We start from the raw sequence: 25,447 nt of genomic DNA, 5'->3' as shown, positions 1-25,447 counted from the left end.
TCGTCATACCAAGCGATAACGTGACCGCGGCGCCTGCGCTGACCTACGATGGAGACATTGCTTCCACCGTCCACCGAGCCGTGTGCACCCACTACCGCGCTCCCGATGAAGACCCGGGCATCAGCGAACTGAAGATCGGAATCGGCGACCTGTTCCGCCGCGACCCCTGGGCACCCGACGTGTATCCCGACTACGCGGCACCGGTCGCGCGCGCCGACGGCGACGGCCTCGAGGTCGTCGCGGCCGTGTTCGGTTTCTGGCCGAAATTCATGCAGCCCGAGCGGATCGACGAGCACGGCCGAAAAAGAAAGAAACTCGATACGGTGAACGCGCGGGCGGAAACGGTCGGCGCGTCGCGGCTCTACGGCACCGCGTGGCGCAACGGCCAGCGCTGCCTGATTCCGGTGCGCTGGATCGTCGAGCCCTGTTATGAAACCGGTCGCAACGTGTGGCACCGGATCGGCGTCGCCGGCTGGCAACCGTGCTGCGTCGCCGGCATCTGGCGGCGCTACGAAGGCGCCGACGGCCGCGAACGCGTGGGCATGGCGATGCTCACGGTCAACGCCGACGCGCACCCGCTGTTCGCGCGGATGCATCGGCCCGGCGAAGAGAAGCGGGGCGTCGTGATCCTGCGCCGCGACGATTACGACGAGTGGCTGCACGTGCGCGACATCGAGGCAGCCCGGCGCATGCTGAACCTGCTCCCCGCCGACGACATGACGGCCGAACCCGATCAGGCATCACCCGCGCGCACCTGAGCTTTCATTATTCCGACGTCCTGCTTTCGACCAAACCGGCCGAACGTGTGCCGATTATTCGGACGATTTCGAAAATCGACCGATACCGGGTAATCACCGATATCTCGCAAGTTGTATATACAAGATCATCCGCTGGCAATGTCGGCACACGTCGTGCCGCTTGCGCGCCAGCGCGCAAACCGTGCGTGCGTGGCGCATGCCGGCGATCCACGGCGCCCCGCACCCGCAGAGCCGAAAGGGCGGCTCGCAGCTTCCCGTCTTGTTCGAACCATTTGTGATCCTGAGTATTTTGGAGATTTGCCCGTGTCAACGAATCCCAGTGGAAAAGCCGGCGGCCTGATCGAAGTCCGTTCGATCGACTTCATTCCCGACGCCGAGCGCCACGGCGGCCTGCTGAGCCAGTTCACCCTGTGGCTGTCGGCCAACCTGCAGATCACGGCCATCGTCACGGGCGCGCTCGCCGTCGTGCTCGGCGGCGACGTGTTCTGGTCGCTGGTCGCGCTGCTGCTCGGCCAGCTCGTCGGCGGCGCGGTGATGGCGCTGCACGGCGCGCAGGGGCCGCAGCTCGGCTTGCCGCAGATGATCTCGAGCCGCGTGCAGTTCGGCGTCTATGGCGCGATGATCCCGATCGTGCTCGTGTGCCTGATGTACATCGGCTTTTCCGCGAGCGGCTCGGTCCTGGCCGGGCAGGCCGTCGCGCAGCTGCTGCACGTCGACGACGCGGCCGGCATCCTGCTGTTCGCCGCCGTGATCGTCGTGCTGACCGTGTTCGGTTATCGCGCGATCCATGCCGTCGGCCGGGTCGCGAGCGTGATCGGCATCGCCGCGTTCGTCTACATGTTCACGCAGCTGTTCGCGAACCACGACATCGGCGCGCTGCTCGCGAACCGGCATTTCTCCCTCGCGAGCTTCCTGCTGTCGATGTCGCTGTCCGCGTCGTGGCAGATCGCGTTCGGTCCGTACGTCGCCGACTATTCGCGTTACCTGCCGCGCTCGACGTCGTCGGTCGCGACGTTTCTCGCGGTCGGCCTGGGCTCGGTGATCGGCGCGCAGGCGGCGATGGTGTTCGGCGTGTTCGCGGCCGCACTGGCCGGCAGCCAGTTCGCGCACCATGAGGTGGCGTATATCGTCGGCCTCGGCTCGACCGGCGCCGTGGCCGCACTGCTGTACTTCAGCATCGCGTTCGGCAAGGTGACGGTGACGGCGCTCAACGCATACGGCAGCTTCATGTCGATGGCGACGATCGTCAGCGGCTTCCGCGGCAAGGGCGCCGTGTCGTCGAAGAGCCGCCTCGTGTACATCTTCGGGATGATCTGCGTATCCACGCTCATCGCGCTCGCGGGCCGCCATTCGTTCCTGAAGGAATTCACCGCGTTCATCCTGTTCCTGCTCGCGTTCTTCACGCCGTGGAGCGCGATCAACCTGGTCGACTACTACTGCTTCACGCGCTCGCGCTACGACGTGCCGGCGCTGTCCGATCCGGACGGCCGCTATGGCCGCTGGAACGTGATGGCGATCACGATCTACGTGGTCGGCATCCTCGTGCAGTTGCCGTTCATGTCGACGCACATCTACACGGGCCCGCTCGTCGACGCGCTCGGCGGCACCGACATCTCGTGGATCCTCGGGCTGATCGTGCCGGCCGTGCTGTATTACATCGGCGCGCGCGCGTCGCGCCGCAGCATTCCCGAGCGCCTGATCCTGCCGCTCGAACGCGGCGAAGTTCACCACTGACGACACGTCACGCGCATCGGGCCGGCCGGCTGCCGGCCTGATTGCCGCGCGAGCCGGGCGCTGCCTGCGCCGGGTTCTTCCACACGTTTCCCTTTCGACGATGCCGGTGCGGCGCGGCTGCCGCGCGCGGTGTCGTTTCATTCTCAGACCATTGAATAGTATGACTAAGAAAATGACAGCCCGCGGCAGCGATTCCCGGGCGCGGATGGTGCACGCCGGTCTTCGCGTGACGGTGGCGGCGGCGTGCGCCGCCGGATCGGGCGCGGCGCTCGCGCAGGACGGCGTCACGCTGTACGGCGTGATCGACGAGTTCGCGCAATACGTGAACACGGGCAACGGCTATACGGCGGCGATCGGTTCGGGCGGCCAGTGGGGCAGCCGGTTCGGGCTGAAGGGCGGCGAGGATATCGGCGGCGGGCAGAAGATCGAGTTCGCGCTGGAGAACGGCTTCAACCCGAACGACGGCTCGCTGGCGAGTTCGGGCAGCCTGTTCAACCGGCAGGCGTGGGTCGGCATCGCGGGGCAGTGGGGCAAGGTGCGCGCGGGCCGCCAGAATTCGCCGCTGTTCAACGACCAGGGCGGACAGGATGCGTTCGGCGGTGTCACGCAGGCGTCCGGCATGGACAACCTGACCGTGTTCGCGTTCCGCACCAGCAATACGCTGTCGTACCAGAGCCCGGAGATCGCCGGTTTCCAGGGCGGGCTGTACTTCGGGTTCGGCGATGCGGGCGGCGTGCGCTCGGCGGGCGCCAGCCAGCAGTTCGACCTGACTTACGAACACGGGCCGTTCGGCGCGTTCGTCGCGGGCCAGTGGCTGAAGAACGCGACGGCGACCACGACCGATCGTACGATCATGGCCGGTGCATCGTACGAGATCGGCAAGGCGACCGTGTACGGCGGTTTTTCCGCGGTGAAGTGGGCCGATCTCGGCATCGATTCGCGCGTGTACGGGCTGTCGGTCAAATACCAGTTCAATCCGGCGAGCTACGTGGCGCTCGGCTACGCGTATCTGCACGACCAGTCGTCGCAAGGCAACAATGCGGACCAGCTCGGGCTGATGTACGAGTACGACCTGTCGAAGCGCACGAGCTTCTACGGCGCGCTGTCGTACCTGCGCAACCGCAACCAGGCCGGCTACACGCTCGCCGGTGCGGCGAACCCCGGCCTGCCGCTCGCGTATCCGGGCGCGAATGCGCGCGGCGTGCAGCTCGGCATCGTGCATCGCTTCTGACGTTGCCGACGCGCCGGGCCGGGTGCGCCCGGCGCTTTCCTCCGGCGCGCTCGCGCCGTTACTTCCCCAGCCGCTCCGCAAGCGAATGGCGCTGCATGCAGCGCTCCATCGCATCGAGAAACGCGTGCTCCGCCGCGTTCATCTTGCGATCGCGATGCCACAGCAGGAACACGTCGACGTCGACGAGCCCTTCGTCGGGCGGCAGCCGCCACAGTCGCTGCTGGGCGATGTCGTCGCGCACGATGTGTTCGGGCAGGCAGCCGATCCCGTAACCCGCGAAGATCAGCCGCCGCACTTCCTCGAGGCTCGGCGACGATGCGACGATGCGCCCCGTGAAGCCCTTCTGGTCGCGAAACACGGTGAGCGGCGACAGGCTGTCGCCGATCTGGTCGCTCGTGAACGACACGAAATTCTCGGCGAGCAGATCGTCCATGCGCAGTTGCGTCTGCCCGAACAGCCGGTGATGGCGGCCGCAGTAGATCGCATAACGCTGGCGCAGGAAGCAGCGCATCTCCAGCTTGTCGTGCGGCGTGCGGCACAGGCCGAGCCCGGCCGTGGCGGTTTTCTGCAGCAGCGAAGAAAGGATGTCCGACGAGCGCATCACCTCGATCTGCAGGTCGATGCGCGGATACGCGCGATGGAATTCCGCGAGGAATTCGTCGTAGACGGGCGACTCGATGCGGCTCACCGTCAGCAGCCGGATCGAGCCGGTCAGGTCGGCTGTGCTGTCGTCGATTTCGGTTTCGAGGCGCGAGATGCCGCCGTAGATGTCGCTCGCGATCCGGTACACGGCTTCGCCCGCCGGCGTCGTCGCGAAGTGCGTGCCGCGCCGCTCGATCAGCTTGCGTTCGAGCGTGTCCTCGAGCCGCCGCAATGCCTGGCTCACGGCCGGCTGCGTCACGTGCAGGCGCGCGGCCGCGCGGCTCACGCTGCGCTCCTGAACGATGACGAGGTAGGTGCGCAACAGGTTCCAGTCGAGACGGTCGTTCAGGAACGGGGCGAGGTCGGGGCGCATCGGGTCTCCGGGCGAGGCGTCGGGTGGGTATTAGTTGAATTTATACGGCGAATAATAACTTGAAATTTGACTAATGATTTGCGGTCGCCGATAAAGGAGGGGCGCCGCAGCGTGCGGCGCAAGGCCGCGACAGACGGCCGTCCACGATATTGCGCGTCGCGCCGCAGCGGCGCGCGTCAGGAGCCCGCATGACCCAGTCCCTTCCTTCCGCCCGCCAGCCGGGACGCGCCGCGACGGCCGCGTTCATCGGCACGATGATCGAGTGGTACGACTTCTACATCTACGCCACGGCCGCCGCGCTCGTGTTCGGCGAACTCTACTTCCCGTCGCATGACCGCTTCGTCAGCACGATGGCGTCGTTCGCGACGTTCGCGGTCGGCTTCTTCGCGCGGCCGCTCGGCGGCGTGATCTTCGGGCACCTCGGCGATCGCATCGGCCGCAAGAAGGCGCTGATGACGACGCTGATGATGATGGGCGTCGCGACCGTCTGCGTCGGGCTGCTGCCCGATTATTCGACGGTCGGCCTGCTCGCGCCGGTGCTGCTCGTCGCGCTGCGCGTGGTGCAGGGGATCGCGGTCGGCGGCGAATGGGGCGGCGCGGTGCTGATGGCGGGCGAGCATGCGCCGCAGGGGCGCCGCACGTTCTTCGCGTCGTTCGCGCAGCTCGGCAGCCCGGCCGGGCTGATCCTGTCGCTGATCGCGTTCCGCGCGGTCACGTCGATGGACAAGGCGGACTTCCTCGCATGGGGCTGGCGCCTGCCGTTTCTCGCGAGTTCGGTGCTGCTCGTGGTCGGCATCCTGATCCGGCTCGGCGTGAACGAGTCGCCGGAATTCGCGCGCGTGAAGGAAACCAACCGCACGGTGAAGCTGCCGGTTGCGGAAGTGTTCCGCTCGGCGTCGGGGCTCGTGTTCCTCTGCATCGGCGCGAACACGATCGGCATCGCGGGCGTCTATTTCACGAACACGTTCATGATCGCGTACACGACGCAGTACGTCGGCGTCTCGCGTTCGCTGATCCTCGACAGCCTGTTCGCGGTCGCGATCATCCAGTTCTTTGCGCAGCCGGTCGCCGCGTGGATCGCCGAGCGCATCGGCGGCGCGCGTTTCCTGAAGCTCGCGGCGCTGCTCGCGATGCTGTCGCCGTATCCGATGTTCATGCTCGTGCAGGGCGGCACGTCCGCGTCGCTGATTGCCGGCATCGCGCTCGCGGTGGTCTGCATGGCCGGCTTCTATTCGGTGATCGCGGGTTTCGTGAGCGACGTGTTTCCCGCGCACGTGCGCTATTCGGCGATCTCGCTGGCTTACCAGATCTGCGGCGCGATCGCGGGCGGGCTGACGCCGCTCGTCGGCACGTGGCTCGCGCATCGCTTCGCGGGCCAGTGGTGGCCGCTCGCGGTGTTCTACACGTGCCTGGCCGGCATCTCGCTGCTCTCCATCGTCGCGATCGACGCACGCCGCGCCGCGCGGCCGGCCGCCGCCGAAGCGCTCGGCTCGCAGTGACCCTCAACGAACGAATTCATCCGGAGTGCACATGAAAGACCTGCTGGAAATCGACGGCGCCCGCTTGTGGCAGAGCCTGGCGGACATGGCGCGCGTCGGCGCGACGCCACGCGGCGGCGTGCGGCGCCTGGCGCTCACCGACGACGATCGTCGCGGGCGCGACCTGTTCGCGCAGTGGTGCCGCGACGCGGGGATGACGGTGAGCGTCGACGTGGTCGGCAACCTGTTCGCGCGGCGCGACGGCGTCGATCCGCAGGCCGCGCCGGTGCTGATCGGCAGTCATCTCGACACGCAGCCCGAAGGCGGCCGGTTCGACGGCGTGTATGGCGTGCTCGCCGCGCTCGAGCTCGTGCGTACGCTGAACGACGCAGGCATCGCGACCGGCAAGCCGCTGGAAATCGTGTCGTGGACCAACGAGGAGGGCGCGCGTTTCGCGCCGGCGATGCTCGGCTCGGCCGTGTTCACGGGCGCGTTGCCGCTCGACGATGCGCTCGCGAAGCAGGACGCCGACGGCATCACGCTCGGCGCGGCACTGGACGCCTGCGGTTATCGCGGCGCGCGCGCGACGGGCGGCGCGGTCGATGCGTACTTCGAAGCGCATATCGAACAGGGCCCGGTGCTGGAGGCCAACGGTACGACGATCGGCATCGTCACGGGCGGGCAGGCGATCCGCTGGCTCGACGTGACGGTGACGGGCGTGGCCGCGCATGCGGGCACGACACCGATGCCGTATCGAAAGGACGCGTATTTCGCGAGCGCGCAGATGGCGCTCGAACTCGAACGGATCGTCGCCGGTCATGCGCCGCGCGGGCTCGCGACGATCGGGCAGGTCGGCATCCGCAACGCGTCGCGCAACACCATTGCCGGCGACGTGACGTTCACGGTCGACCTTCGTCATCACGACGATGCGCAAGTCGACGCGATGGAGCGCGAACTGCGCGATGCGTGCGCACGTGTCGCCGCGGCGCGCGGCGTGCAGGTCGCGATCGACACCTGCTGGCGCAGCCCGGCGACGCCGTTCGATCGCGACTGCGTCGAGCTGGTCGCGCAGGCGGCTGCGGCGTTCGGCTATACGAACGAGCGGATCGTCAGCGGCGCCGGGCACGACGCGATCCTGCTCGCGCGCCGCGTTCCGACCGCGATGGTGTTCATCCCGTGCGTCGACGGCCTGTCGCACAACGAAGCCGAGGATGCCCTGCCTGCCGACGTGACGCGCGGCACGAACGTGCTCCTTCATGCGGTGCTCGCGCGCGCCGGTGTCGCGGCGAGCGTTGCCGTGGCGGCCGCCACGCAGGATGCGTGACACCGCGAACCGATCGATCGACCGACAGAACAACCGACGAGGGCAAACGATGAACACCTATTTCCATCCCGAGCAGCTGCTGCACCATCCGCGCAGCTACCTGTCGCGCGGCCGGATGCGCGAGCCGCAGGAAGTGCCCGAGCGCGCGGCGCGGCTCGTCGCGGCCGTCCGGTCGCTCGACTTCGACGTACGCGAGCCGGCCGACCGCGGCACCGCGCCGATCGCGGCCGTGCACGACATGAACTACCTGCGCTTTCTGGAAGAAGCGCACCGCGACTGGAAGCGGATGCCCGACGACTGGGGCGACGAAGTGATGTCGAACGTGTTCGTGCGGGACCCGAACCCGCTGCGCGGCGTACTCGCGAAGGCCGCGCGCTATCTCGCCGACGGCAGTTGCCCGGTCGGGGCGAACACGTGGCGCGCCGCGTACTGGTCCGCGCAGAGTGCGCTGGCGGCTGCGGCCGACGTCAACGACGGCGCACGCGACGCGTACGCACTGTGCCGGCCGCCCGGCCATCACGCGCGCCGCGACGCGGCCGGCGGCTTCTGCTACCTGAACAATGCGGCGATCGCCGCGCAGTCGCTGCTCGGCCGCCATCGCCGGGTCGCGATCCTTGACACCGACATGCATCACGGGCAGGGCGTGCAGGAGATCTTTTACGGCCGCGACGACGTGCTGTACGTGTCGATCCACGGTGACCCGACCAACTTCTACCCGGTCGTCGCGGGTTACGAGGAAGAGACGGGCGCGGGCGCCGGCGACGGTTTCAACCTCAACCTGCCGATGCCGCACGGCGCGCCCGAGTCGGCGTTCTTCGAGCGGCTCGACGACGCGCTGCGCGCGCTCGCGCGGTTCCAGCCCGATGCGCTCGTGCTCGCGCTCGGCTTCGATATCTACAAGGACGATCCGCAATCGCAGGTTGCCGTCACGACCGACGGTTTCGGCCGGCTCGGCGGGGCCATCGGCGCACTCGGGTTGCCGACGGTGATCGTGCAGGAGGGCGGTTATCACCTCGAAAGCCTCGACGCCAACGCGCGTGCGTTCTTCGGCGGGTTCGCCGGCGCGCGCTGACCGGCGCGGCGGGGCTCGACCGCATGCGTGCGGATTGAGGTTTTCCGCGCGCATGCCGATAATTCGCGCATCTGCCTGGATGGATGCATGAAGGAGGGCCGCACGATGACAGCCGGCCAGATCACACGCCGTGCGATCGCGCTCGCCGCACTGGGCGCAGGGTCGCTCGCGAGCGCGGCGGAACCGTCGATTCCGCTGCGAGTCAGTCTCGTCATTCCGGAAACCTGCACGATCGACACCGGCGCGCCGCAGGCGGCTGCCGATGCCGGCATGCCGAGCGTCAGCTGCATGCACGGCACGCCGTTCGTGCTCAGCCACGCGGCGCTGCCCGATGCGCGCCCGGCGCCGCGCGGCATCGGCACGGGCGCGCCGTCCGCATGGACCGTCACGTTCTGAACGGCGCGCCCGCCCGTTCATGCCGTTGAACGCTAGAAACTGATCGTCGCGGTGATCGTGTCGCTGTAGCTGCCGGGCGCGGGCGTGGTCTGTGCCGGCACCGCGCCGTACACGGTCACGACCTGCGACGTGCCCGTGCCGACGCCCGTGACCGTCGCGCTGCCGCCTGTGCCGTCGCCCCATCGGATCGAGTGCGCGGCGTCCGTATACAGCCCGTAACCGATCGTCCCGCCACCACCGCTGCGCTTCATCTGGCGCGCCGTCACGTCGCCGCTGCCGCCGCTGCTCAGCGCGATTTTCCACGCGTCGCCGTTGGTGCATTGCGCGGTGATCGTCCCCGTCGCCGCGAGCGTGCCCGACAGGATGCTCGCGGTGCCGAAGCTCACGTTGGTCGCGTTGATGTTGCAGTTGTTGATGACGTCCGCCGTCGCGCCGAACGGGAAGGTGCCGCTCGACGTCGTCAGCGATGCGCAGGTCGGCGCGACGAGCAGGTAGAACCCGGTGTTGATCGATGTCGTGTTGCCGCCGAACTGCTGCGAATAGGTCGTGGTGCTGTTGCCGGTCGTCGGCACGGTCGGCTGGTTTCCGGTGATCTGTCCGTACACGGTGACCGTCGCGGACGCGCTCGTGCCGAGCGCGGGTTTGGCGAGCGTGACGGACGTCGGTGTCGTGCCGGAATACACGGAGCCCCACGCGACCGAATGTCCGCCGTCGAGATAGAGGTCGTACTGCATCGCGTTCGTGCCGTTGACGAGGCTGCGCGGGCTCGTGCCGCCGAGGTTCAGGCATACGAGCACGTTCGGCACCAGCGAGACGGCCGACCACGTGCAGGTGACGCTGACGGTGCCGGTCGCGGTGACCGGCGCGTTGGAGATCGGGCTGACCGATCCGAAACTGACCGTCGACGCCGTGGCCGTGCAGGACTCGGCCCGCGCGTGATGCGGCACGCCGCACCACGCGGCGAACGCGATGACGAGCAGCAGCGCGAGCCTCATGGCGCCGCCCGGCAGGTGAGGGGCCCGAGGGTCGGCAGCGTGCCGTCGCCGGGCGCGGTGAACGCGAATTCCGTGATGCAGCGCTGCGTGCCGGAGTCGATCACGAGGTGGTTGTCCTCCTTCAGCCCGTCGATGAACGTGAGCCCGTCGTAGCCGACGATCGTATCCGCGCCGCTTTCGGCGTGGTGCACGCGCGCGCCGGCCGGCAGCGGCCGGCCCTCGGCGTCGCGCAGGATCACCGACGCCGCGCGATAGCGCGACACGCCGAAATGCGCGACGACACCCGATTGCGCCTGCGGCACGACCGTCATCGACGTGCGGGCGATCCGCGCATCGGCGGGCAGCTTCATCGAGTCGATCGCGATCTGGTTGTTCTGGTACGCGTTCAGGTCGGGCACGAGCAGGTGCCCCGCGCGGTCGGTCGTGCCGATCACGCGGTTCTCGTGCAGCACCGGAATGCCCGCGACGCCGTCGGTCGACACGAGCGCGAAGCCGTCGTCGATGCGGCGCGACACCTGCAGGCTGCTGTCCATGAACACGAGCGCGCCGCTCACGTCGAGCGACGCGCCGGCCTGCCGGTCGATCTGCTGCGCGGCCGCGATGACTTCGCCCGCGTGGCCGAGATACCGCAGTTGCGCCTGCCGGTAGGGCACCGCGCCCGTGCCGCCCGTCTGCACGCCCCAGCCCCAGCCGCCGCCGTAGTCGGGCGGCCGGCTCGCGTCGATGGTGTAGTTCGACTGGCCGCGCTGGCGGCCGACGGTCGTGTTGATCGACGTGTTGCGGCCGAGCCCGATGTTCAGCGACACGAACGCGCCGTTCGCACCCTGCTGCGCGAAGTCGCGGTACGCGCTCACGCTCAGCGACGCGAGATCGCCGAAGCCCAGCGTGTACGACACCGTGCCGATCCGCGTACCCGGGCCTTGCGGCATCCGGAAGCCGATATAGCTGAGCGACAGGGTCTGGCGGTGCATGAACGGCAGCGCGAGCGTCGCCTGGTCGGTCGCCGCCGGCGCCGTCGCGCCGTCGCGCGATGCCAGGTCGCCGTAGCGGCCGAACGCGCGGATCGTCTGCGCGTTGATCGAGAAGCGCGGCTCGATCAGCTGGTAGCCCACGCTCACCTGCGTGCCCGGAAAGCGGCCGGCGCTGCCCGCGACCGCGCCGCTCACGACGCCCGCGTAGCCGAGCCGCAGCAGCGCGCCGACGCCGGCGTTGAGCACGCCGCTGGTCGCTTCCGCATGCCCCTCGACGGTCAGCACGTCGGTGACGCCGCGCCGCATCGAGCCGCTGGCGGCCGGCCGTGCGTCGTAGTCGAACGACTGCAGCCCGTAGTGGCGGCGCAGGAAGCCGGCTTCGAACGAATAGCTCGACAGCCCGGCGGACAGCATGCGTGTATCGACGTAGAGCGGCACGGAGGTCGCGACGGTGCGGCCGAGCGCGTCGCGCGTGATGACGGTCGCCTGGCCGGCACCCCTGATGCCCGGCACGTCATGGATGAGGAACGGGCCGCTCGGCACGTTGCCGGTGTACTGGCGCACGTTGTTGATGTACAGGTCGACGGCCGAGGGGACGGCGGCGGAGCCCGCGAGCGACGGGATCGGGAACGTGACGAGATCGGGGCGCAGCGCGAAGTTGCTGCGCCACTGGAAGCCGCCGATGCGCACCGAGCGCGTCCACGCGAGCGACCCCGAGATCGTGTCGCCGATCTGTGTCGTGCCTGGCCGCGCCGGGTCCGAGCGGCTCCATGACGTATCGAAGCGCGTGTAGCGCCGCTGGCCGTTGTAGAAGGTCGCGGCGCCCGTGGTGTCGAACACGCCGCCCGGATCGAAGTAGCGCACGTCGGTGTAGAGCGAGTACTGCCGGTCGCCGATCGTCTGCGCGTACGCCTCGTAGTTGATCGCGACGCCGCGCGACGCGCTGGCCGCCTGCGTGGGCGGCAACGCACGGCTGTCGACCGCGTACGGCCGGCGCAGCGAGTCGGGCATCTGCAGGTCGACGCTCTGGCGTGCCGCGTCGTAGCGGTAGCGCAGGCCGGGGATCGCGTCGAGGTTGACCGTCGCCGCGTCGGCGAGGCCGAGCCGGTCGGTGGCAACGCCGATCGTGCGCAGGTCGGCGCCGCTCGCCGACAGGTGGCCGTCGCGTTCGCGGAAGTGCGCGAGCAGCGTCGTGTTTTCGCCGTTGACGCTGACTTCGAGGATCACGTCGTGCGTGCCGTCGGTCATCACGAGCACCGGGAGTTCGTCAGCGCGCACCGGGCCGAATGCGAGCAGGCCGCCGGCCACGACGGCCGCGAGCACGGCGCGCGGCAAGCGGCGCGGCGCTCCGCGTCCATTGGCCGGGGCCATGCCGGCGCGTGGCGAAGGGGGAGAGGCCGGGCGGCGCACCGGCGGTCTAGCCCGGCGGCTCCACCGCGACGACCGCACTGGCCGGCTGCGAATTGACGGCCGCCCGCACCGTGACCTTGCCGCCGAGCGCGACGCCGGCCGGCAGCGGCACGCTCCACTGGCCGGTTCGGCCCGCGAGCGCGTAGCCGAGCAGCCCGCGCGTGAGCGGGTACGCGCGCCCGTCGCCGGTCACGAGTTCGACCGACGCGAGTTGCGCGCGCCGCGTGCCGCCGTTGTGCACGCGCAGCACCCAGCCGCCGTTGCTGCGCAGGAGCGCCCAGTCGAGCTGCGGCGCGCCGCTGGCGGCCGGCTCGACGAACACCGGAATCGAATAGCGCAGCCGGATCGACACGCCGTTGGCCGGTGCCTCGCCGGGCTGCGGCAACTCGTCGATCAGCAGCCGGTAGGTCTGCTCGGTACCGGCCGGCGTACGCGAAGCGCGCACGACGCGGATCAGCTGCTCGGCCTGCTTGCCGACCTCGATCAGCGGCGGGCTGGCGAGCAGATCCTGGGTGGGCGTCAACGCATCCTCGCCATTGGCCTGATCCCAGCGGAACACGCGCACCTGCCCGTACACCGGGCGCTCGCCCGGATTGCGGAGCGTGATGCCGGTGGCCGTGTCGTCGGCGCCGAATTCGATCGTGACGGGGGAAATCTGCAGCGACGCGGCGTGCGCGGCGCCGGCCGCGCACAGCAGCGCGGCGAGCGTTCGACGTAATGCGGACATGGGAAGCAGCGCCGGTCAGAAGTAGGCGGTTGCGGTGATGGTCGTCTGATAAGTGTCCGGCTTCGGCGTGGCTTGCGTGGGCACCTGTCCGTAGACGGTGAAGGACTGTGCGGACCCCGTGCCGGTGCCGGCCACGGTGTCCGTGCCTTGCGTGTTGCCCCAGATCGTCGTCCGTCCGGCGTCCTGGTAGAGCTGGAAGCCGACCGTCGTCGTCGTGTTGCCGGTCGCCGTGCCGGCCATCAGCCGGTTCGCGACGGTCGACCCCGTGACCAGGCCCGCGTCGAGACCGACGTTGTACGGCGTCGTGTTGGTGCAGGTGACGCTCAAGGTCGTCTGCTGGTTGATCGCGGCGGACAGCACGCCGTTCGTGCCGAAGGCCAGCGGGTTCGCCGTGATCGTGCAGTTCGGTTGCAGCGTGAGCGTGACGTTGAAGGTGGCGGTCGACGTGCCGTTCGAATAGATGGCGGCGTCTGCGGCGGGCGTCGAAAGGCCGACTGACAGCGCGAGCGACAATGTGGTGGATACGATGGCGACTTTCACGCAGATCCCTCATCGATCGAATTTTCGTTGGATTTATGCCGCGCTTCGCAGGCCACGGTATCGCAGATGCTGATACGAACCGGCAATTCTTTCAATATTAAAATCGAGCCTGTTTCATTTTGTTACATCTGGATTGGGTGTTGAGTAAATAAAGTCTGGAAGCATTGCGATTTGTGATTTCAATGCGCGAATTGAATGAAATATATTCCTGCGATGTAGCAAGTACTTCATGAATCATGCCGGATTCGGCCGTGATTTTTGCCCGAGCGGGCGGGGTGAATCAGCCTGTACGGAATGGTTGATTGATGAATCTGGCGGAATTGAGAGAATGAAAAATGAATCATTCAAGGGGATTGGGTTGATTTCGGCAATTCGCAAGAGAATTTTATTCTTGTCGAAACGGGATTCGCGGATATTCCGGATATTCGGGCTTGAAGATCGAATGAAGTGGAATTGACGGTTGAAAACGAGCGCGGCCGCATCGAGCGGCCGCGAACGTGTTCCGGTGCGGGGGGTGATCCGGCATTCGTCGCCGGTGGACGGCATGTCGCGATTACGAATTCGCGGCGGCCGGTGCGCGGCGCTGTTGCGCGATCTGCAGGAAGACGAGCGCGAGGCCGGCCGCGGCGATCAGCCCGCCGACGAGCGGCACGGCCGCATACCCGAAGCCCGCCGAGATCGCCGCGCCGCCGGCGGCCGCGCCGAGTGCGTTGCCGAGGTTGAACGCGCCGATGTTGACGGCCGACGCAAGGCCCGGCGCCTCGTGGGCCGCCCGCATCACGCGCATCTGCAGCGGCGGCACGACCGCGAACGTCGCGATGCCCCACACGAGCAGCGTGACGGCGGCGCCGGCATGCGTGCTGGCGAGCACCGGGAACGCGACCATCGTTGCGATCAGCAGCAGCAGGAAACCGATCAGCGTGCCGTCGAGCGAGCGGTCGGCCAGACGCCCGCCCGCGATGTTGCCGATCGAGAAGCCGACGCCGATCAGCACCAGCATCGCGGTCACGAAGCCGGGCGTGGCGCCGGTCAGGTGCTCGAGCGTCGGTGCGACATACGTGTAGAGCGTGAACATCGCGCCGGCGCCGAGCACGGTCGTGCCGAGCGCGCCGAGCACGACGGGGCGCGTCAGCACCGAGAGTTCGGCGCGCAGGTCGGGCATCTTGCCGGCTTCGCCCTTCGGCAGCGCGGCGAACAGCCCCGCGATCGCCACCAGGCCGAGGCCCGCGGTCGCCGCGAACGACATGCGCCAGCCGATGATCTGGCCGAGCCAGGTCGCGGCCGGCACGCCGCCGACGTTCGCGATCGTGAGACCCATGAACATCGTCGCGACCGCGCTGGCCTGCTTTTCGCGCGGCACGAGGCTGGCCGCGACCACCGAGCCGAGCCCGAAGAAGGCGCCGTGGTTGAGGCTCGTCACGAGGCGGGCGAGCAGCAGCGTCGTGTAGCCGGGCGCGAGTGCCGACAACAGGTTGCCGATCGTGAAGATCGACATCAGCGCGATCAGCGCCGAGCGGCGCGACCAGCGCGCGAGCAGCAGCGTCATCAGCGGCGCGCCGACCATCACGCCGATCGCGTAAGCACTGATCAGCATGCCGGCTTGCGGAATCGACACGTGCACGCCGTCGGCGATCACCGGCAGCAGGCCCATCGGCGAGAACTCGGTCGTACCGATGCCGAACGCACCGGCGGCGAGTGCCAGCAGCGGCAGCGCGGCGCCGCCGCCCGGGCGGGAAGGAGAGGAAGTCGTGGGGTTCACGCGATGTGCTCCTGTAATCGGGAAACAACGGCACGGGGCCATTGAGGACAGTGCGAAGTGTGCCTGCTTCACTTTTGCGGAAAAAGCCGTATCCGGACGAAATTATCTTGATTTCATTTCAACAATGCAGCGTGCAGCGAAACCGGCAGGCGGCGCGGGCGAACGAGTGGGGGGCTTTTTTTCGAAGGCTTTTTGTAAAGATTGGCGGGTGACTCTCGACCGGGATAGCGCGATCCATGAGCGGTTCGACGTGGACAGATACCCGTTTTGCCCTTTTTCGCCCGGGTGGCCCGGAAGCCGTCCGCCGCCCGTCCGGCGGCGTGGATCCGGCGGGCCGGCGAGGTGACGGCCATCGCACGGCGCGAGCGTCGCGTCACCACCGGAAACCCTTGGCAGACAAGGCGTGCAGGCAAAAAAAGCCCCGGCCACAGGGGGACCGTGACCGGGGCAGAAACGCATCCTCTCTTTGGCACGAGGGTTGGATGCGCGCGAAGTATATTTCGACGCGTGACAATTCGAACCGGCGTTAAACGGCCGTTTTGGGTGTCAATTTAAAAACACCGGCGCTGCGGCGTCTCACGTCGGCGTTTTGAAAGATGTTTAGCGCAAGGGATGCGGGTGATTAGTACGTCAGGCCAGTCGAACCGGCGGTTTGACGGAGAGGCATCCGGTCGTGGATCGACGGGGCGAATTCGGCTGCGCGAATCGTAGGGCGGACGCGTCTTCGGTCGAACCGCGCCCGGTCAGTTCGCTTCGCCGGCCGCATCGCGCACGGCCGCCAGAAACCGCGCGACGACGGGTGACGGCGGCACGGCGGCGCCGTCGAACACGAACTCGATGTCGAAGCGGCTCGCGAGTTCGTCGAGCGCGACGAGCCTGACCGTGTGCGGGCAGGTCGGCGACGCGCTTTCCGGCACGAACGCACAGCCCATTCCGGCCGCGACGAGGCCGATCAGCGTCGGGATGTCGCTGCCGACCTGCGCGATGCGCGGCGTGAAGCCGGCCTGCCGGCACTGTGTCATCAGGAACCGGTGATGCGCGGCGGAGCGCTGCGCGTCGAACCACACGAACGGCTCGTTCGCGACGTCGGCCAGCGTGCGCGGCGCGGTGAAGTGTCCGCCCGGCGGCGCGGGCATCGCCAGCACGAAGCGGTCGCTCAGCAACCGTACGCCGGACAGGTGCGGCGCCTCGTCGCGGCGCCACGCCATGATGCCGCCGTCGAGCTGGCCGCGCACCAGCGCGTTCGCCTGTTCGGCCGACAGCATCGGCGCGATCGACAGCTTGACGTCGGGGCAGGCATCGCGAAACGCCCTGAGGACGTTCGCGACGACGGGCAACGGCAGGCAGTTCGGCAACGCGCCGAGCCGTAGTTCGCCCAGCTGGCCGGCCGCGCTGCGCAGCGCACGCTCACGGCTGTCCTGCAATGTCGCGAGCAGGCCGGTCGCGTCCTGAAGGAAGCTCGTGCCGGCCGCCGTGAGCGTGACGCCCGTTGTGCGGCGGATCAGCAGCGGCGTGCCGATCGCGTCCTCGAGTTCGCGGATCTGCCGCGACAGCGCGGGCTGGACGATGCCGGCCGCACGGGCGCCCGCCATCACGCTGCCGGCTTGTGCGACGGCGACGAAGTAGCGCAGGTGACGCAATTCGATCTGGCGCATGCGGTATCCGTTCCGGTTTGTTGATATACCTGTGAAGCATAGCAAGTGCCATGCAATGGTATTGGAAAGCATGGAGAGCCTGCCGTACGATGGCCGTCATCGCCGCTCGCCCTCGCGCGTCGCGTGCGCTTCTTCCGCGAGTTTCTTCCGTTCGCCTCTATTCCCATTGGTTCCGTCCCCATGCCGCTTCATATCCCGACCCCCTATATCCGCTCGCAAATCGCGTCCCGCCGGCTCGGCAGGACCATCCGGCTGAAGCTCGATGCGCTGCAGCCGTCGGGCTCGTTCAAGCTGCGCGGCATCGGTGCCGTCTGCGAAGCGCGGCACGCGGCCGGCGCGCGGCGGTTCGTGTCGTCGTCGGGCGGCAACGCGGGCATCGCGGTCGCCTATTGCGGCCGCGTACTTGGCGTGCCGGTACGCGTCGTCGTGCCGGAAAGCGCATCGGCCCGCGCCCGCGACCTGATCCGTGTCGAGGGCGCGGAGCTGATCGTGCACGGCCCGAGCTGGGCCGAGGCGAACGCGTTCGCGCAGTCGACGCTCGGCGAGCACGATGCGTTCGTGCACCCGTTCGACGACCGCGTGCTGTGGCAGGGCCACGCGACGATGATCGACGAGATGGCGGCGGCCGGCCCGAAGCCCGACGCGGTCGTGCTCGCGGTCGGTGGCGGCGGGCTGCTGTGCGGCGTGCTCGAAGGGCTGGCGCGCAACGGCTGGCACGACGTGCCGGTGGTCGCGGCCGAAACGGAAGGCGCCGACTGCTATGCGCGCTCGCTCGCGCAGGGGCGCCCGGTCGAATTGCCGGCGATCACGAGCATCGCGACGTCGCTCGGCGCGAAGCGGCCGTGCGACGCGGCGGTCGAATGGGCGACGCGGCACGAGATTCATCCGGTCGTCGTGTCCGACGCCGACGCGGTGGCCGCGTCGCTGCGCTTCGTCGACGAACACCGGATCGTCGTCGAGCCCGCCTGCGGTGCCGCGCTGGCTGCGCTCGAGCGGCCGGTGCCCGTGCTCGCGTCGGCGAAGGATATCGCCGTGATCGTCTGCGGCGGCGTGACGGCGACCGTCGAGCAGTTGCAGACGCTGCGCGCGACGTTGCGGTAGGTAACGCGGCCGTAGACGATCACGGCGAACGCGTGCATTGGCGCGTATTCCCGCCGCGAAGCGTCGTCGCCATGCCGGCTACGCAACGGACAGGCAGCCGCCAGCGTGGAAATTCATGCGAGGAACGACGGGGAAGGGTGCGTATCGTCGCGCTGCGCCGGTTACGGCCGGGCGCGGCGATACGGGTGGCCGGTCAGTTTGCGGCCGGTGCGCTCGCGCCGGACGGGGCGGACGATGCGACAGGATTGGCCGCGGCAGGCGCGGGTGCCGAGCTCGAGGGCGCCGATGCCGGTACGGCGGCCGATGCGGCGGACACGGGCGCAGGCGCGGCCGGTGCCGGCGTTGGCGTCGCAGCGGCGGGTGGGGAAGCGGCGGGCGCCGAGGCCGCTGTGGCGGGTGTCGATGCCGGACTGGAAGCGGAAACAGGCGTGGAAGCGTGCGCGGGCGCCGATGCCGGTGTGGACGCCGCCCCGGACGCTGTTGCAGGTGCCATCGCCGGTGCGGGCGTCGACGCGGTGGTTGGAGCCGGTGCAGCGCCCGCAGCCGGAACCGAAGCCGGAACCGGAGCCGAAGCTGGTACCGAAGCCGAAGCCGGTACCGCACCCGAACCCGACGCGGCCACCGGCGCGGCAGCACGCATCGCCGCCGGCGCGACCACGGCCGACGCCGCGGCCGGCACGGCATGCGCGCCCGATTCGGGGGCGACGGCCGGCAGCGAAAGCGGCACCGGCGCCGCGGGCGGCGTCGGCACGGCCGGGGTCGTCATCTTCATCGGCTCGCCCTGCGGCGTCGGCGCGGGTTCGGGCAGCGGCGTGACGGGTTCCTTCTCGGCGGCCTTGACGGTCGCGCGGTCGCGGCGGGCCGGGTCGATCTTCAGGAAATGCTCGACGAGATTGAAGAAGCGCTCATAGAACACGCCGGCGGGAATCGTCTCGCTGGCGGTCTTGACGAGCGCGTCGTCGCTCGACCCGATCGGCAGCGACAGCGAGCCGAACACGCTGAGCCCGACGCTGGCCGACGTATTCGACTTCTTCAGCGTGTAACGATCCTGCACCGCGTTGACGTACGCGATGCTCGACGAGCCGTCCGCGTTCGCGTCCGCACACACGACGTGAAACTCGATCACCACGTGCATGTCGTTGTTCGGCTGGAAATTCTTGCTGCCGTCGACCGCATCGTTGCGCGACGACGACACCACATAACCCTGGCTCAGCAGCGCGCGCCGCGCGGCCTCGCAGGCCGCGTCGGATTTCGAATGGAACGTATGCGCATACGGGCTGCTCGTCGCGTCGAACTGTTCCTGCTGGTAGATCGGCTTGGGCGGCGACGAGCACGCCGCCAGCACGGTCGCGGCCGCGAGCGCGCACGAAACGGAAAACAGGCGAAATCGGTTGTGCATGGCGTCTTTCAGAAGGCTTGGCGAGAGGCCGCGCAACGGCGGTGCCTGGATGAAGCGCGCGGCAATCTCGTAAGGCCGGGGCGCCATTATAGTTTCGTTTGATGTCGCACTCGCTTCAGTCGGCCGGCGCGCCGCGCGCCGCGTCCAGCAATTGCGACGTCAGCGGATGGTGTTCGCCGCGCCGCGAACGGATCGCGTGGATCTCCTCGGTCACGTCGCCCGCGCGCCCGAGCCGCCGCAACCCGCGCAGCAGCGACGCATCGTTCGCGCCGAGTTCGCTCAGCGGAAACACGCCGAGGCCGCGCGCCGCGAACACGGCCATCAGCGCGCTGTCCTCGAATTCCCCGGCCACGCGGGGCACGATCCGCTCACCTTCCAGCCACCGGTCGAGGCGCGCGCGCAGCGCCGAATGTGCGGTCGGCAGCAGCACGGGCAGCTCGGCGAGGCACTGCGGAAAGTGCTCCCGCGCGGCCGGCGTGACGAGTGCCGCGGGGCCGTACCAGTCGACCGGCGACGCGACGAGCCGCTCGCTCGTCACGCGCAGGTTCGAACCGGACGGTGCGCCCTGGCCGGCCAGCACGAGATCGAGATGATGCAGCGCGAGCTCCGCGAGCAGCGCGTCGTGCTCGCCCTCGTGGCACAGCAGCCGCAGCGTTGGGGTATCCAGCACGGGTGCCAGGATCGCGTGCGCGGCAAGCTTGGAGATGCCGTCCGCGAGGCCGACCGCGAGCCGCACGGTCGGCTGGCTGGCCGCCGCGCGCACTTCGTCGGGGATCAGCCGTCCCATCTCGAAGATCGCCTCCGCGCGCGCAAACGCGGCCTGGCCGGCGTCGGTCATCGCGACGCTGCGCCCGGCCGGGCGCAGCAACTGGTGCCCGAGCGCCTTCTCGAGCTCGCGCACCTGCGCGCTGATGGTCTGCACGGCCATGTCGAGCCGTCCGGCCGCGCGCGCAAAGCCGCCTTCCTTCACGACGACCCAGAAGTAGTACAGATGTCGGAAATTGAGCATCGGATCGTAATTTCGGAAAAACCGAACCAAAAATCAGATTCTCTCTGATTTTTACGAAGTTCTGGGCGGCATATCATCGGGCTTTCCACTTTCGAATCGGCCCATTTCATGGACTACCTGCTGACGCTTGCCGCCGACCCTGCCGTCTGGGCGGCGCTTCTGACGCTCGTCGTGATGGAAGTCGTGCTCGGCATCGACAACCTGATCTTCATCTCGATCCTCAGCAACAAGCTGCCCGAAGCGCAGCGCGCCCGCACGCAGCGCCTCGGCATCGCGCTCGCGCTGGTGATGCGCCTCGCGCTGCTCGGCAGCGTCGCGTGGATCGCAAGCCTCACCGAACCGGTGTTCACGCTGTTCGACCATGCGTTCTCGTGGCGCGACATGATCCTGCTGTCGGGCGGCCTGTTCCTCGTGTGGAAGGCGACCACCGAGATCCATCACCACGTGTCGCACGACGGTGACGGCGCGGGCGGTGCCGGCGGCGCGGCAGGCCTGACGATGTGGGCCGCGATCGGCCAGATCGTGATGCTCGACATCGTGTTCTCGATCGACAGCATCGTGACCGCGATCGGCATGACCGAACACGTGCCGATCATGTTCGTCGCGGTGATCGTCGCCGTCTCCGTGATGCTGTTCGCCGCGCAGCCGCTCGCACGCTTCATCGAACGCAACCCGACCATCGTGATGCTCGCGCTGTCGTTCCTGGTGGTGATCGGCATGACGCTGATCGCCGAAGGTTTCGGCTCGCATGTGCCGAAGGGTTACATCTACGCGGCGATGGCGTTCTCGGCGTTCGTCGAGGGCATGAACATGCTGGCGCGGCGCGCGAAGGCGAAGCGCGCGGCACGGACGGAAGGCCGCTGAGCGGCCGCGCGCGACACCGGCTGCCGCTCAGGCGGCACCCGGCTCGCGCGTTTCATACGGCATCCAGACGAAATTCGCACGGAAAGGAGAAGCGCGATGAAATGCCCTGTCTGCAAGACGCCCGACCTGCTGATGGCCGAGCGCCAGTCGATCGAAATCGACTACTGTCCGACCTGCCGCGGCGTATGGCTCGATCGCGGCGAACTCGACAAGCTGATCGCGCGCGAAGCCGGCGACGCGCCGGTGCGTCGCGACGAGACGCCCGTGCGGCACGATGCGCAAGCGCCGCGCGGCCATGACGGCGGGTGGGGGCGCGACGGCCGCGCTCACGACGACCGGGACCGGCACGATGGCCGCTCGCACGGCGATCGTTACAAGCATGACGGCCAGCGTCGCCGGAAATCGGTGTTCGACCTGTTCGACTTCGACTGACTCCGCCGATGTCGTCATGTCGTTGAAAAGCCCCGCCGGGCGCGTGCCCGGCGGGGCTTTTTCACGCGTGCGGGACGACGGCGCGCACCGATGCTTACGCGTTGCCGGCCGTCACGTCGATGCGGCGCGGACGCGTTTCCTCGCGGCGCGGAATCGTCAGCGTCAGCACGCCGTCGCGCAGGTTCGCGTCGATCCTCGACGTGTCGAGGTCGGGGCTCAGCACGAAGCTGCGCGCATAGCGCGTCGCGCGGATTTCGGCATGCCGCACGCGGAGGTCGGCCGGCGTATCGAGGTGCGTGTCGGCCTCGATCGTCAGCGTGTTGTCGTGCACCTTCACGTCGAGGTTCTCGCGCGGCACGCCGGGCAGGTCGGCCCGCAGCGTGACGCCGAGGTGATTCTCGACGATGTCGACGGCCGGCGTGATCGCGGGCCGGCGCGCCGCTTCGGCGGCAGCGGGGTGGACGGTGCTCGATTGGCGTTCGGCGAGGGTCGGGTTCGCATTCATGTCGGTATCCTGAGTATTATTGAACGGTGATCGCGCGCGGCTTCGATGCCTCGCGCCGGCCGACGCGAATCAGCAGGCAGCCGTTTTCGTAGCGGGCGCTGACCTGGTCGGGATCCGCGTCACGCGGCAGTTCGACGACGCGGCGGAACGCACCGTGAAAGCGCTCCTGCGCATAGGTGCGCAGGTCGTCGCCTTCTCCGCCTGGCGCCGGCTTGCGCTCGCCGCTGATGGTCAGCAGGTCCTTGTCGATCGACACGTCGAAGTCGGCCGCGGCCATGCCGGGCGCGAACGCGACGATCTCGATCGCGCTGTCGGTGGCGCCGACGTTGAGCGCGGGAAAGGCGCCGGGCCGCACCGCGCGAATGCCGGACGGACGATCGCCGAGCAGGTTCGCCACCTGCCGCTGCACGCGGGCGAATTCGTCGAACAGGTCGCTGCCGAAATGGATACCGCTCATGTGAGTCCTCCTGAACAGGGAACGCGGGAGACGTGACGGCGCGACGCCGGCGGCGGGCGCGACGCGGGGGCTCCACTGGGTCGAAACGGGGGCAGTGCGTGGTGCGGTGCACTGCCCGACGACGCGTAATTAGTGGCCGCCGCAGCGCATTTCAAGAGGGGATCCACAATCTGCATCAATGCAGGCCCGTGCGGTTCGATGCGACAATCGCCGCGATCTATCTGCAGACCAACGACACGGGACAACCATGGACATTCGACGCATCGCGATCGTCGGCGCCGGCGTGATCGGCGCCAGCTGGGCCGCTTTCTACCTGACGCAGGGCTTCGACGTCGTCGCGACCGATCCGGCGCCGCAAGCCGACGCGCGGCTGCGCGACGCACTGGCCGCGTTTCTCGGCGAGCGGGCCGCCGAGCTTTCCGCGCGGCTGTCGTTCGATGCCGATCTCGTGCGTGCGCTCGACGGCGTCGACTTCGTGCAGGAGAACGGCCCGGAGCGGCTCGACCTGAAGCGCGCGCTGTACCGGCAGATGGACGACGTGCTGCCCGCGCACGTGCCGATCGCGTCGAGTTCGTCGGGCCTGAAAATGTCGGACATCCAGACCGCGTGCGACAAGCATCCGGAACGTTGCCTGATTGCGCATCCGTTCAATCCGCCGCACCTGATTCCGCTCGTCGAGCTGGTCGGCGGCGAGGCCACCGGCCAGGACGTGATCGCGCGCGTGAAGGCGTTCTACGATGCGCTCGGCAAGCAGACGATCGTCCTCAACAAGGAGATGACCGGCCACGTCGCGAACCGGCTCGCCGCGGCGTTGTTCCGCGAGGTGTATCACCTCGTCGGCGAAGGCGTCGTGAGCGTTGCCGATGCGGACAAGGCCGTCGCCTGGGGGCCCGGCCTGCGCTGGGGGCTGATGGGGCAGTGCCTGACCTATCACCTGGGTGGCGGCGCGGGCGGAATCGCGCACTTCCTGGAACACCTGTCGGGGCCGATCACGAGCTGGTGGGACGACCTCGGCACGCCCTCGTTCAACCCGGTCGTCGATCGCAAGCTGAACGACGAATTGCGCGCGATCCAGGGCGAGCGTTCGATGCAGGAACTGGCGGCCGAACGCGACCGCCTGCTCGTCGAGCTGATCGACGCGCGGCGCCGCAGTTTCCTGCCGTGATCGCGCGTGGGCGGAGCGTTTCGGTCGGGCCGCGATCGGTCGGACCGCGATCGGTCAGCCCGCGCTCCGCTACTGCTGCGCGGCCGTTTGCGGTGCCCGCGGCGTCTGGGCAAGCCACGACGGGCTTGCGGCCTGCACGAGTTCGCGGTTGCGCGCGCGCGTCTCGGCGCTCGGCGGGTAGTTGCCGTCGTTGGTCGGCAGTTCACCGTCGAGATAGGCCTGCTTGAGCTGGGCGATGACTTCCGCGCGTGTCAGGCCCGGTTCGGGCGCAGCGGCATCGGTCTGGGCAAAGGCGGGGGACAGCAGGGCGGCGGCGGCGGTCGCGACGGCGAATCGCAAGACATTCATGGCGTGCTCCGATCAAGGGGACGGGACACCGGATGCGCGCGGCGGCTGCCGTGCGTTCCGATGGGGCCCATTGTCGTGAGCGGGTGCTGCGCGGACGATGACGCGTTCCGGGCAGAACGGTCAGTTGCGGGCGCGGCCGCCCGCGCGTGCGCGCGTCGTGCCCGGTGAGCTTACAACTCCGACGCGGCCGTGATCAGCGTGGCTTCGAGCGCGAGCGTCGATCGCGACGCGGCCGCCGGCCGGTCGATCACGTACTCGAGTTCGCCGAGCTCGGGCAGCCCCGCGTCGAGCCGCGCGAGCCCGGCCGGGATCACGTAGCCCGCGAACGCGCTGACGCCGAGCCCCGCGCTCGCGGCGGCGCGCAACACCGCGACGCTGCTGCTGACTACCGCGATCCGGTACGGCCGCCCGACGGCTTCGAGCGATTCGAGCACGCGGCGGCGCGACACGCTCGGCTCCGGATGCATCGCGAGCGGCAGCACGGTCTCGTGGCCGGTGATCCGCGAATCGGGGCCCGTGCACCAGTACAGCGGCTCGCTGCGGATCACGCGGCCGCGCCGGCTGCCCGCGATGCGCTTCGCGAACACGAGATCGTGCCGCCCTTCGTCGAGCGCGTCGAACAGGTCGCCCGACAGCCCGGTCGAGATCGCGAGCTCGACTTCCGGATTGCGCTGCACGAAGCTTGCGAGCGCGGCCGTCAGGTGCGCCGACGCGAAATCCTCCGACATCGCGAGCCGCACCTTGCCCGACAGCGGCGGCCCGCACACCGACGTGACGGCCTCGTCCATCAGTTCGAGGATGCGCACCGCGTAGCGGAACAGCGCGTCGCCGTGCTGCGACAGGTGCACGTTGCGCGTGTCGCGTTCGAACAGCGGCCGGTCGAGCAGCTCCTCGAGGCGGCGGATATGCTGGCTGACGGTCGACTGCGACAGGCTCACGCGCTCGGACGCGGCGGTGAAGCTGCCGGACTGGGCGACGGCGACGAAGCTGCGCAGCAGCTCGGGCGGTAACGGGCGCATTGCTAAATCCACTGAATCGGTTTCGACAACTTCATAAATGGCCGGATATTGCGGCGCTAGTATCGGATCACGCCTCGGTGCGT

Annotated in this window: 25 protein-coding genes; 11 read left to right on the top strand and 14 right to left on the bottom strand. The window is 68.7% G+C overall.

The window, feature by feature from the left end; all coding sequences use genetic code 11:
• Positions 1 to 80 precede the first annotated feature (80 nt).
• From VK92_RS26840 to VK92_RS26830, 3 genes are all read left to right on the top strand, one after another.
• Positions 81 to 758, top strand: a complete 678-nt coding sequence (locus VK92_RS26840; protein WP_021159549.1) for an SOS response-associated peptidase family protein — start codon at positions 81 to 83, stop codon at positions 756 to 758.
• Between the two features lie 303 nt (positions 759 to 1,061).
• Positions 1,062 to 2,492: a purine-cytosine permease family protein gene (locus tag VK92_RS26835; protein WP_048023706.1), complete on the top strand. Its 1,431-nt coding sequence runs from the start codon at positions 1,062 to 1,064 to the stop codon at positions 2,490 to 2,492.
• 160 nt (positions 2,493 to 2,652) lie between these two features.
• Positions 2,653 to 3,723 (top strand): porin, encoded by a 1,071-nt coding sequence (locus VK92_RS26830; RefSeq protein WP_048023684.1) that lies wholly within the window; start codon positions 2,653 to 2,655, stop codon positions 3,721 to 3,723.
• Positions 3,724 to 3,781: 58 nt separating this feature from the next.
• Here VK92_RS26830 and VK92_RS26825 read toward each other — a convergent pair whose 3' ends face one another.
• Complete coding sequence (locus VK92_RS26825) at positions 3,782 to 4,738, bottom strand: LysR family transcriptional regulator (RefSeq protein ID WP_027787919.1); 957 nt, start codon at positions 4,736 to 4,738, stop codon at positions 3,782 to 3,784.
• Positions 4,739 to 4,926: 188 nt separating this feature from the next.
• On the opposite strand from VK92_RS26825, the gene VK92_RS26820 reads away from it, so the two are divergent.
• The 4 genes from VK92_RS26820 to VK92_RS26805 all read left to right on the top strand — a co-directional run bounded on the left by VK92_RS26820 (position 4,927) and on the right by VK92_RS26805 (position 9,008).
• Positions 4,927 to 6,237, top strand: coding sequence for an MFS transporter (locus tag VK92_RS26820; protein WP_048023682.1), 1,311 nt, complete (start codon positions 4,927 to 4,929; stop codon positions 6,235 to 6,237).
• A gap of 31 nt (positions 6,238 to 6,268) precedes the next feature.
• Complete coding sequence (locus tag VK92_RS26815) at positions 6,269 to 7,540, top strand: Zn-dependent hydrolase (RefSeq protein ID WP_048023680.1); 1,272 nt, start codon at positions 6,269 to 6,271, stop codon at positions 7,538 to 7,540.
• A 49-nt stretch (positions 7,541 to 7,589) separates the two neighbouring features.
• Positions 7,590 to 8,612 carry a histone deacetylase family protein gene (locus VK92_RS26810; RefSeq protein WP_042975087.1) on the top strand — a complete coding sequence of 341 codons (1,023 nt, stop codon included), beginning with the start codon at positions 7,590 to 7,592 and terminating at the stop codon, positions 8,610 to 8,612.
• Positions 8,613 to 8,717: 105 nt separating this feature from the next.
• Positions 8,718 to 9,008, top strand: coding sequence for a hypothetical protein (locus VK92_RS26805; RefSeq protein ID WP_131723326.1), 291 nt, complete (start codon positions 8,718 to 8,720; stop codon positions 9,006 to 9,008).
• A gap of 32 nt (positions 9,009 to 9,040) precedes the next feature.
• Here the strand turns inward: VK92_RS26805 and VK92_RS26800 are convergent, their stop codons facing one another.
• From VK92_RS26800 to VK92_RS26775, 7 genes are all read right to left on the bottom strand, one after another.
• Positions 9,041 to 10,003 (bottom strand): Csu type fimbrial protein, encoded by a 963-nt coding sequence (locus tag VK92_RS26800; RefSeq protein WP_048023677.1) that lies wholly within the window; start codon positions 10,001 to 10,003, stop codon positions 9,041 to 9,043.
• Entirely contained in the window at positions 10,000 to 12,309 is a 2,310-nt protein-coding gene (locus VK92_RS26795) for a fimbria/pilus outer membrane usher protein (RefSeq protein ID WP_423064355.1), read from the bottom strand. Before VK92_RS26795 ends, VK92_RS26800 begins: the two co-directional genes overlap by 4 nt.
• Positions 12,310 to 12,391: 82 nt before the next feature.
• Entirely contained in the window at positions 12,392 to 13,111 is a 720-nt protein-coding gene (locus tag VK92_RS26790) for a fimbrial biogenesis chaperone (protein ID WP_048023676.1), read from the bottom strand.
• 15 nt (positions 13,112 to 13,126) lie between these two features.
• Positions 13,127 to 13,624 (bottom strand): Csu type fimbrial protein, encoded by a 498-nt coding sequence (locus VK92_RS26785; RefSeq protein ID WP_048023674.1) that lies wholly within the window; start codon positions 13,622 to 13,624, stop codon positions 13,127 to 13,129.
• 261 nt (positions 13,625 to 13,885) lie between these two features.
• Positions 13,886 to 14,197, bottom strand: coding sequence for a hypothetical protein (locus VK92_RS42065; RefSeq protein WP_131723325.1), 312 nt, complete (start codon positions 14,195 to 14,197; stop codon positions 13,886 to 13,888).
• Between the two features lie 7 nt (positions 14,198 to 14,204).
• Positions 14,205 to 15,410 (bottom strand): MFS transporter, encoded by a 1,206-nt coding sequence (locus VK92_RS26780; protein ID WP_091922273.1) that lies wholly within the window; start codon positions 15,408 to 15,410, stop codon positions 14,205 to 14,207.
• Between the two features lie 743 nt (positions 15,411 to 16,153).
• Positions 16,154 to 17,065, bottom strand: a complete 912-nt coding sequence (locus VK92_RS26775; protein WP_048023670.1) for a LysR family transcriptional regulator — start codon at positions 17,063 to 17,065, stop codon at positions 16,154 to 16,156.
• A gap of 180 nt (positions 17,066 to 17,245) precedes the next feature.
• On the opposite strand from VK92_RS26775, the gene VK92_RS26770 reads away from it, so the two are divergent.
• Complete coding sequence (locus VK92_RS26770; RefSeq protein WP_048028734.1) at positions 17,246 to 18,166, top strand: pyridoxal-phosphate dependent enzyme; 921 nt, start codon at positions 17,246 to 17,248, stop codon at positions 18,164 to 18,166.
• 193 nt (positions 18,167 to 18,359) lie between these two features.
• Here VK92_RS26770 and VK92_RS26765 read toward each other — a convergent pair whose 3' ends face one another.
• Both VK92_RS26765 and VK92_RS26760 read right to left on the bottom strand, forming a co-directional pair.
• Positions 18,360 to 19,565 carry a DUF2242 domain-containing protein gene (locus VK92_RS26765; RefSeq protein ID WP_048025424.1) on the bottom strand — a complete coding sequence of 402 codons (1,206 nt, stop codon included), beginning with the start codon at positions 19,563 to 19,565 and terminating at the stop codon, positions 18,360 to 18,362.
• A 115-nt stretch (positions 19,566 to 19,680) separates the two neighbouring features.
• The gene (locus VK92_RS26760; RefSeq protein WP_048025422.1) at positions 19,681 to 20,574 is read right to left on the bottom strand and encodes a LysR family transcriptional regulator; all 894 of its coding nucleotides are present in this window, start codon (positions 20,572 to 20,574) and stop codon (positions 19,681 to 19,683) included.
• Between the two features lie 108 nt (positions 20,575 to 20,682).
• Between VK92_RS26760 and VK92_RS26755 the strand changes: the two genes are divergently transcribed.
• Both VK92_RS26755 and VK92_RS26750 read left to right on the top strand, forming a co-directional pair.
• Positions 20,683 to 21,438 carry a TerC family protein gene (locus VK92_RS26755; protein WP_048025421.1) on the top strand — a complete coding sequence of 252 codons (756 nt, stop codon included), beginning with the start codon at positions 20,683 to 20,685 and terminating at the stop codon, positions 21,436 to 21,438.
• A gap of 96 nt (positions 21,439 to 21,534) precedes the next feature.
• Entirely contained in the window at positions 21,535 to 21,870 is a 336-nt protein-coding gene (locus VK92_RS26750) for a TFIIB-type zinc ribbon-containing protein (RefSeq protein WP_027787904.1), read from the top strand.
• Between the two features lie 94 nt (positions 21,871 to 21,964).
• Here VK92_RS26750 and VK92_RS26745 read toward each other — a convergent pair whose 3' ends face one another.
• Together VK92_RS26745 and VK92_RS26740 are read right to left on the bottom strand one after the other, a co-directional pair.
• On the bottom strand, positions 21,965 to 22,375 hold the full coding sequence (locus VK92_RS26745; RefSeq protein WP_048025420.1) for an Hsp20/alpha crystallin family protein: 411 nt from the start codon (positions 22,373 to 22,375) through the stop codon (positions 21,965 to 21,967).
• Positions 22,376 to 22,391: 16 nt separating this feature from the next.
• On the bottom strand, positions 22,392 to 22,832 hold the full coding sequence (locus VK92_RS26740; protein ID WP_021162690.1) for an Hsp20/alpha crystallin family protein: 441 nt from the start codon (positions 22,830 to 22,832) through the stop codon (positions 22,392 to 22,394).
• Positions 22,833 to 23,079: 247 nt separating this feature from the next.
• On the opposite strand from VK92_RS26740, the gene VK92_RS26735 reads away from it, so the two are divergent.
• Positions 23,080 to 23,997 (top strand): 3-hydroxyacyl-CoA dehydrogenase NAD-binding domain-containing protein, encoded by a 918-nt coding sequence (locus VK92_RS26735; protein ID WP_048025419.1) that lies wholly within the window; start codon positions 23,080 to 23,082, stop codon positions 23,995 to 23,997.
• A 69-nt stretch (positions 23,998 to 24,066) separates the two neighbouring features.
• On the opposite strand, the gene VK92_RS26730 is transcribed toward VK92_RS26735, so the two are convergent.
• Together VK92_RS26730 and VK92_RS26725 are read right to left on the bottom strand one after the other, a co-directional pair.
• On the bottom strand, positions 24,067 to 24,345 hold the full coding sequence (locus VK92_RS26730) for a DUF4148 domain-containing protein (protein ID WP_048025418.1): 279 nt from the start codon (positions 24,343 to 24,345) through the stop codon (positions 24,067 to 24,069).
• A 170-nt stretch (positions 24,346 to 24,515) separates the two neighbouring features.
• Positions 24,516 to 25,364: a LysR substrate-binding domain-containing protein gene (locus VK92_RS26725; protein ID WP_021162693.1), complete on the bottom strand. Its 849-nt coding sequence runs from the start codon at positions 25,362 to 25,364 to the stop codon at positions 24,516 to 24,518.
• Positions 25,365 to 25,447 lie beyond the last annotated feature (83 nt).

The organism is Burkholderia sp. LK4 (assembly GCF_001043615.1).
Taxonomy (GTDB): Bacteria; Pseudomonadota; Gammaproteobacteria; order Burkholderiales; family Burkholderiaceae; genus Burkholderia; species Burkholderia cepacia.
The sequence above is the reverse complement of the archived record's forward strand: the minus strand, read 5'-3'. Positions and strand labels throughout refer to the sequence as shown.

Coding starts and splice junctions, on each gene's coding strand:
- VK92_RS26740 (WP_021162690.1), bottom strand. CDS start 22,832: ATGAGCGGTATCCATTTCGGCAGCGACCTGTTCGACGAATTCGCCCGC.
- VK92_RS26735 (WP_048025419.1), top strand. CDS start 23,080: ATGGACATTCGACGCATCGCGATCGTCGGCGCCGGCGTGATCGGCGCC.
- VK92_RS26820 (WP_048023682.1), top strand. CDS start 4,927: ATGACCCAGTCCCTTCCTTCCGCCCGCCAGCCGGGACGCGCCGCGACG.
- VK92_RS42065 (WP_131723325.1), bottom strand. CDS start 14,197: ATGCCGTCCACCGGCGACGAATGCCGGATCACCCCCCGCACCGGAACA.
- VK92_RS26810 (WP_042975087.1), top strand. CDS start 7,590: ATGAACACCTATTTCCATCCCGAGCAGCTGCTGCACCATCCGCGCAGC.
- VK92_RS26775 (WP_048023670.1), bottom strand. CDS start 17,065: ATGCGCCAGATCGAATTGCGTCACCTGCGCTACTTCGTCGCCGTCGCA.
- VK92_RS26745 (WP_048025420.1), bottom strand. CDS start 22,375: ATGAATGCGAACCCGACCCTCGCCGAACGCCAATCGAGCACCGTCCAC.
- VK92_RS26800 (WP_048023677.1), bottom strand. CDS start 10,003: ATGAGGCTCGCGCTGCTGCTCGTCATCGCGTTCGCCGCGTGGTGCGGC.
- VK92_RS26725 (WP_021162693.1), bottom strand. CDS start 25,364: ATGCGCCCGTTACCGCCCGAGCTGCTGCGCAGCTTCGTCGCCGTCGCC.
- VK92_RS26750 (WP_027787904.1), top strand. CDS start 21,535: ATGAAATGCCCTGTCTGCAAGACGCCCGACCTGCTGATGGCCGAGCGC.
- VK92_RS26830 (WP_048023684.1), top strand. CDS start 2,653: ATGACTAAGAAAATGACAGCCCGCGGCAGCGATTCCCGGGCGCGGATG.
- VK92_RS26765 (WP_048025424.1), bottom strand. CDS start 19,565: ATGCACAACCGATTTCGCCTGTTTTCCGTTTCGTGCGCGCTCGCGGCC.
- VK92_RS26760 (WP_048025422.1), bottom strand. CDS start 20,574: ATGCTCAATTTCCGACATCTGTACTACTTCTGGGTCGTCGTGAAGGAA.
- VK92_RS26790 (WP_048023676.1), bottom strand. CDS start 13,111: ATGTCCGCATTACGTCGAACGCTCGCCGCGCTGCTGTGCGCGGCCGGC.
- VK92_RS26825 (WP_027787919.1), bottom strand. CDS start 4,738: ATGCGCCCCGACCTCGCCCCGTTCCTGAACGACCGTCTCGACTGGAAC.
- VK92_RS26815 (WP_048023680.1), top strand. CDS start 6,269: ATGAAAGACCTGCTGGAAATCGACGGCGCCCGCTTGTGGCAGAGCCTG.
- VK92_RS26755 (WP_048025421.1), top strand. CDS start 20,683: ATGGACTACCTGCTGACGCTTGCCGCCGACCCTGCCGTCTGGGCGGCG.
- VK92_RS26805 (WP_131723326.1), top strand. CDS start 8,718: ATGACAGCCGGCCAGATCACACGCCGTGCGATCGCGCTCGCCGCACTG.
- VK92_RS26770 (WP_048028734.1), top strand. CDS start 17,246: ATGCCGCTTCATATCCCGACCCCCTATATCCGCTCGCAAATCGCGTCC.
- VK92_RS26730 (WP_048025418.1), bottom strand. CDS start 24,345: ATGAATGTCTTGCGATTCGCCGTCGCGACCGCCGCCGCCGCCCTGCTG.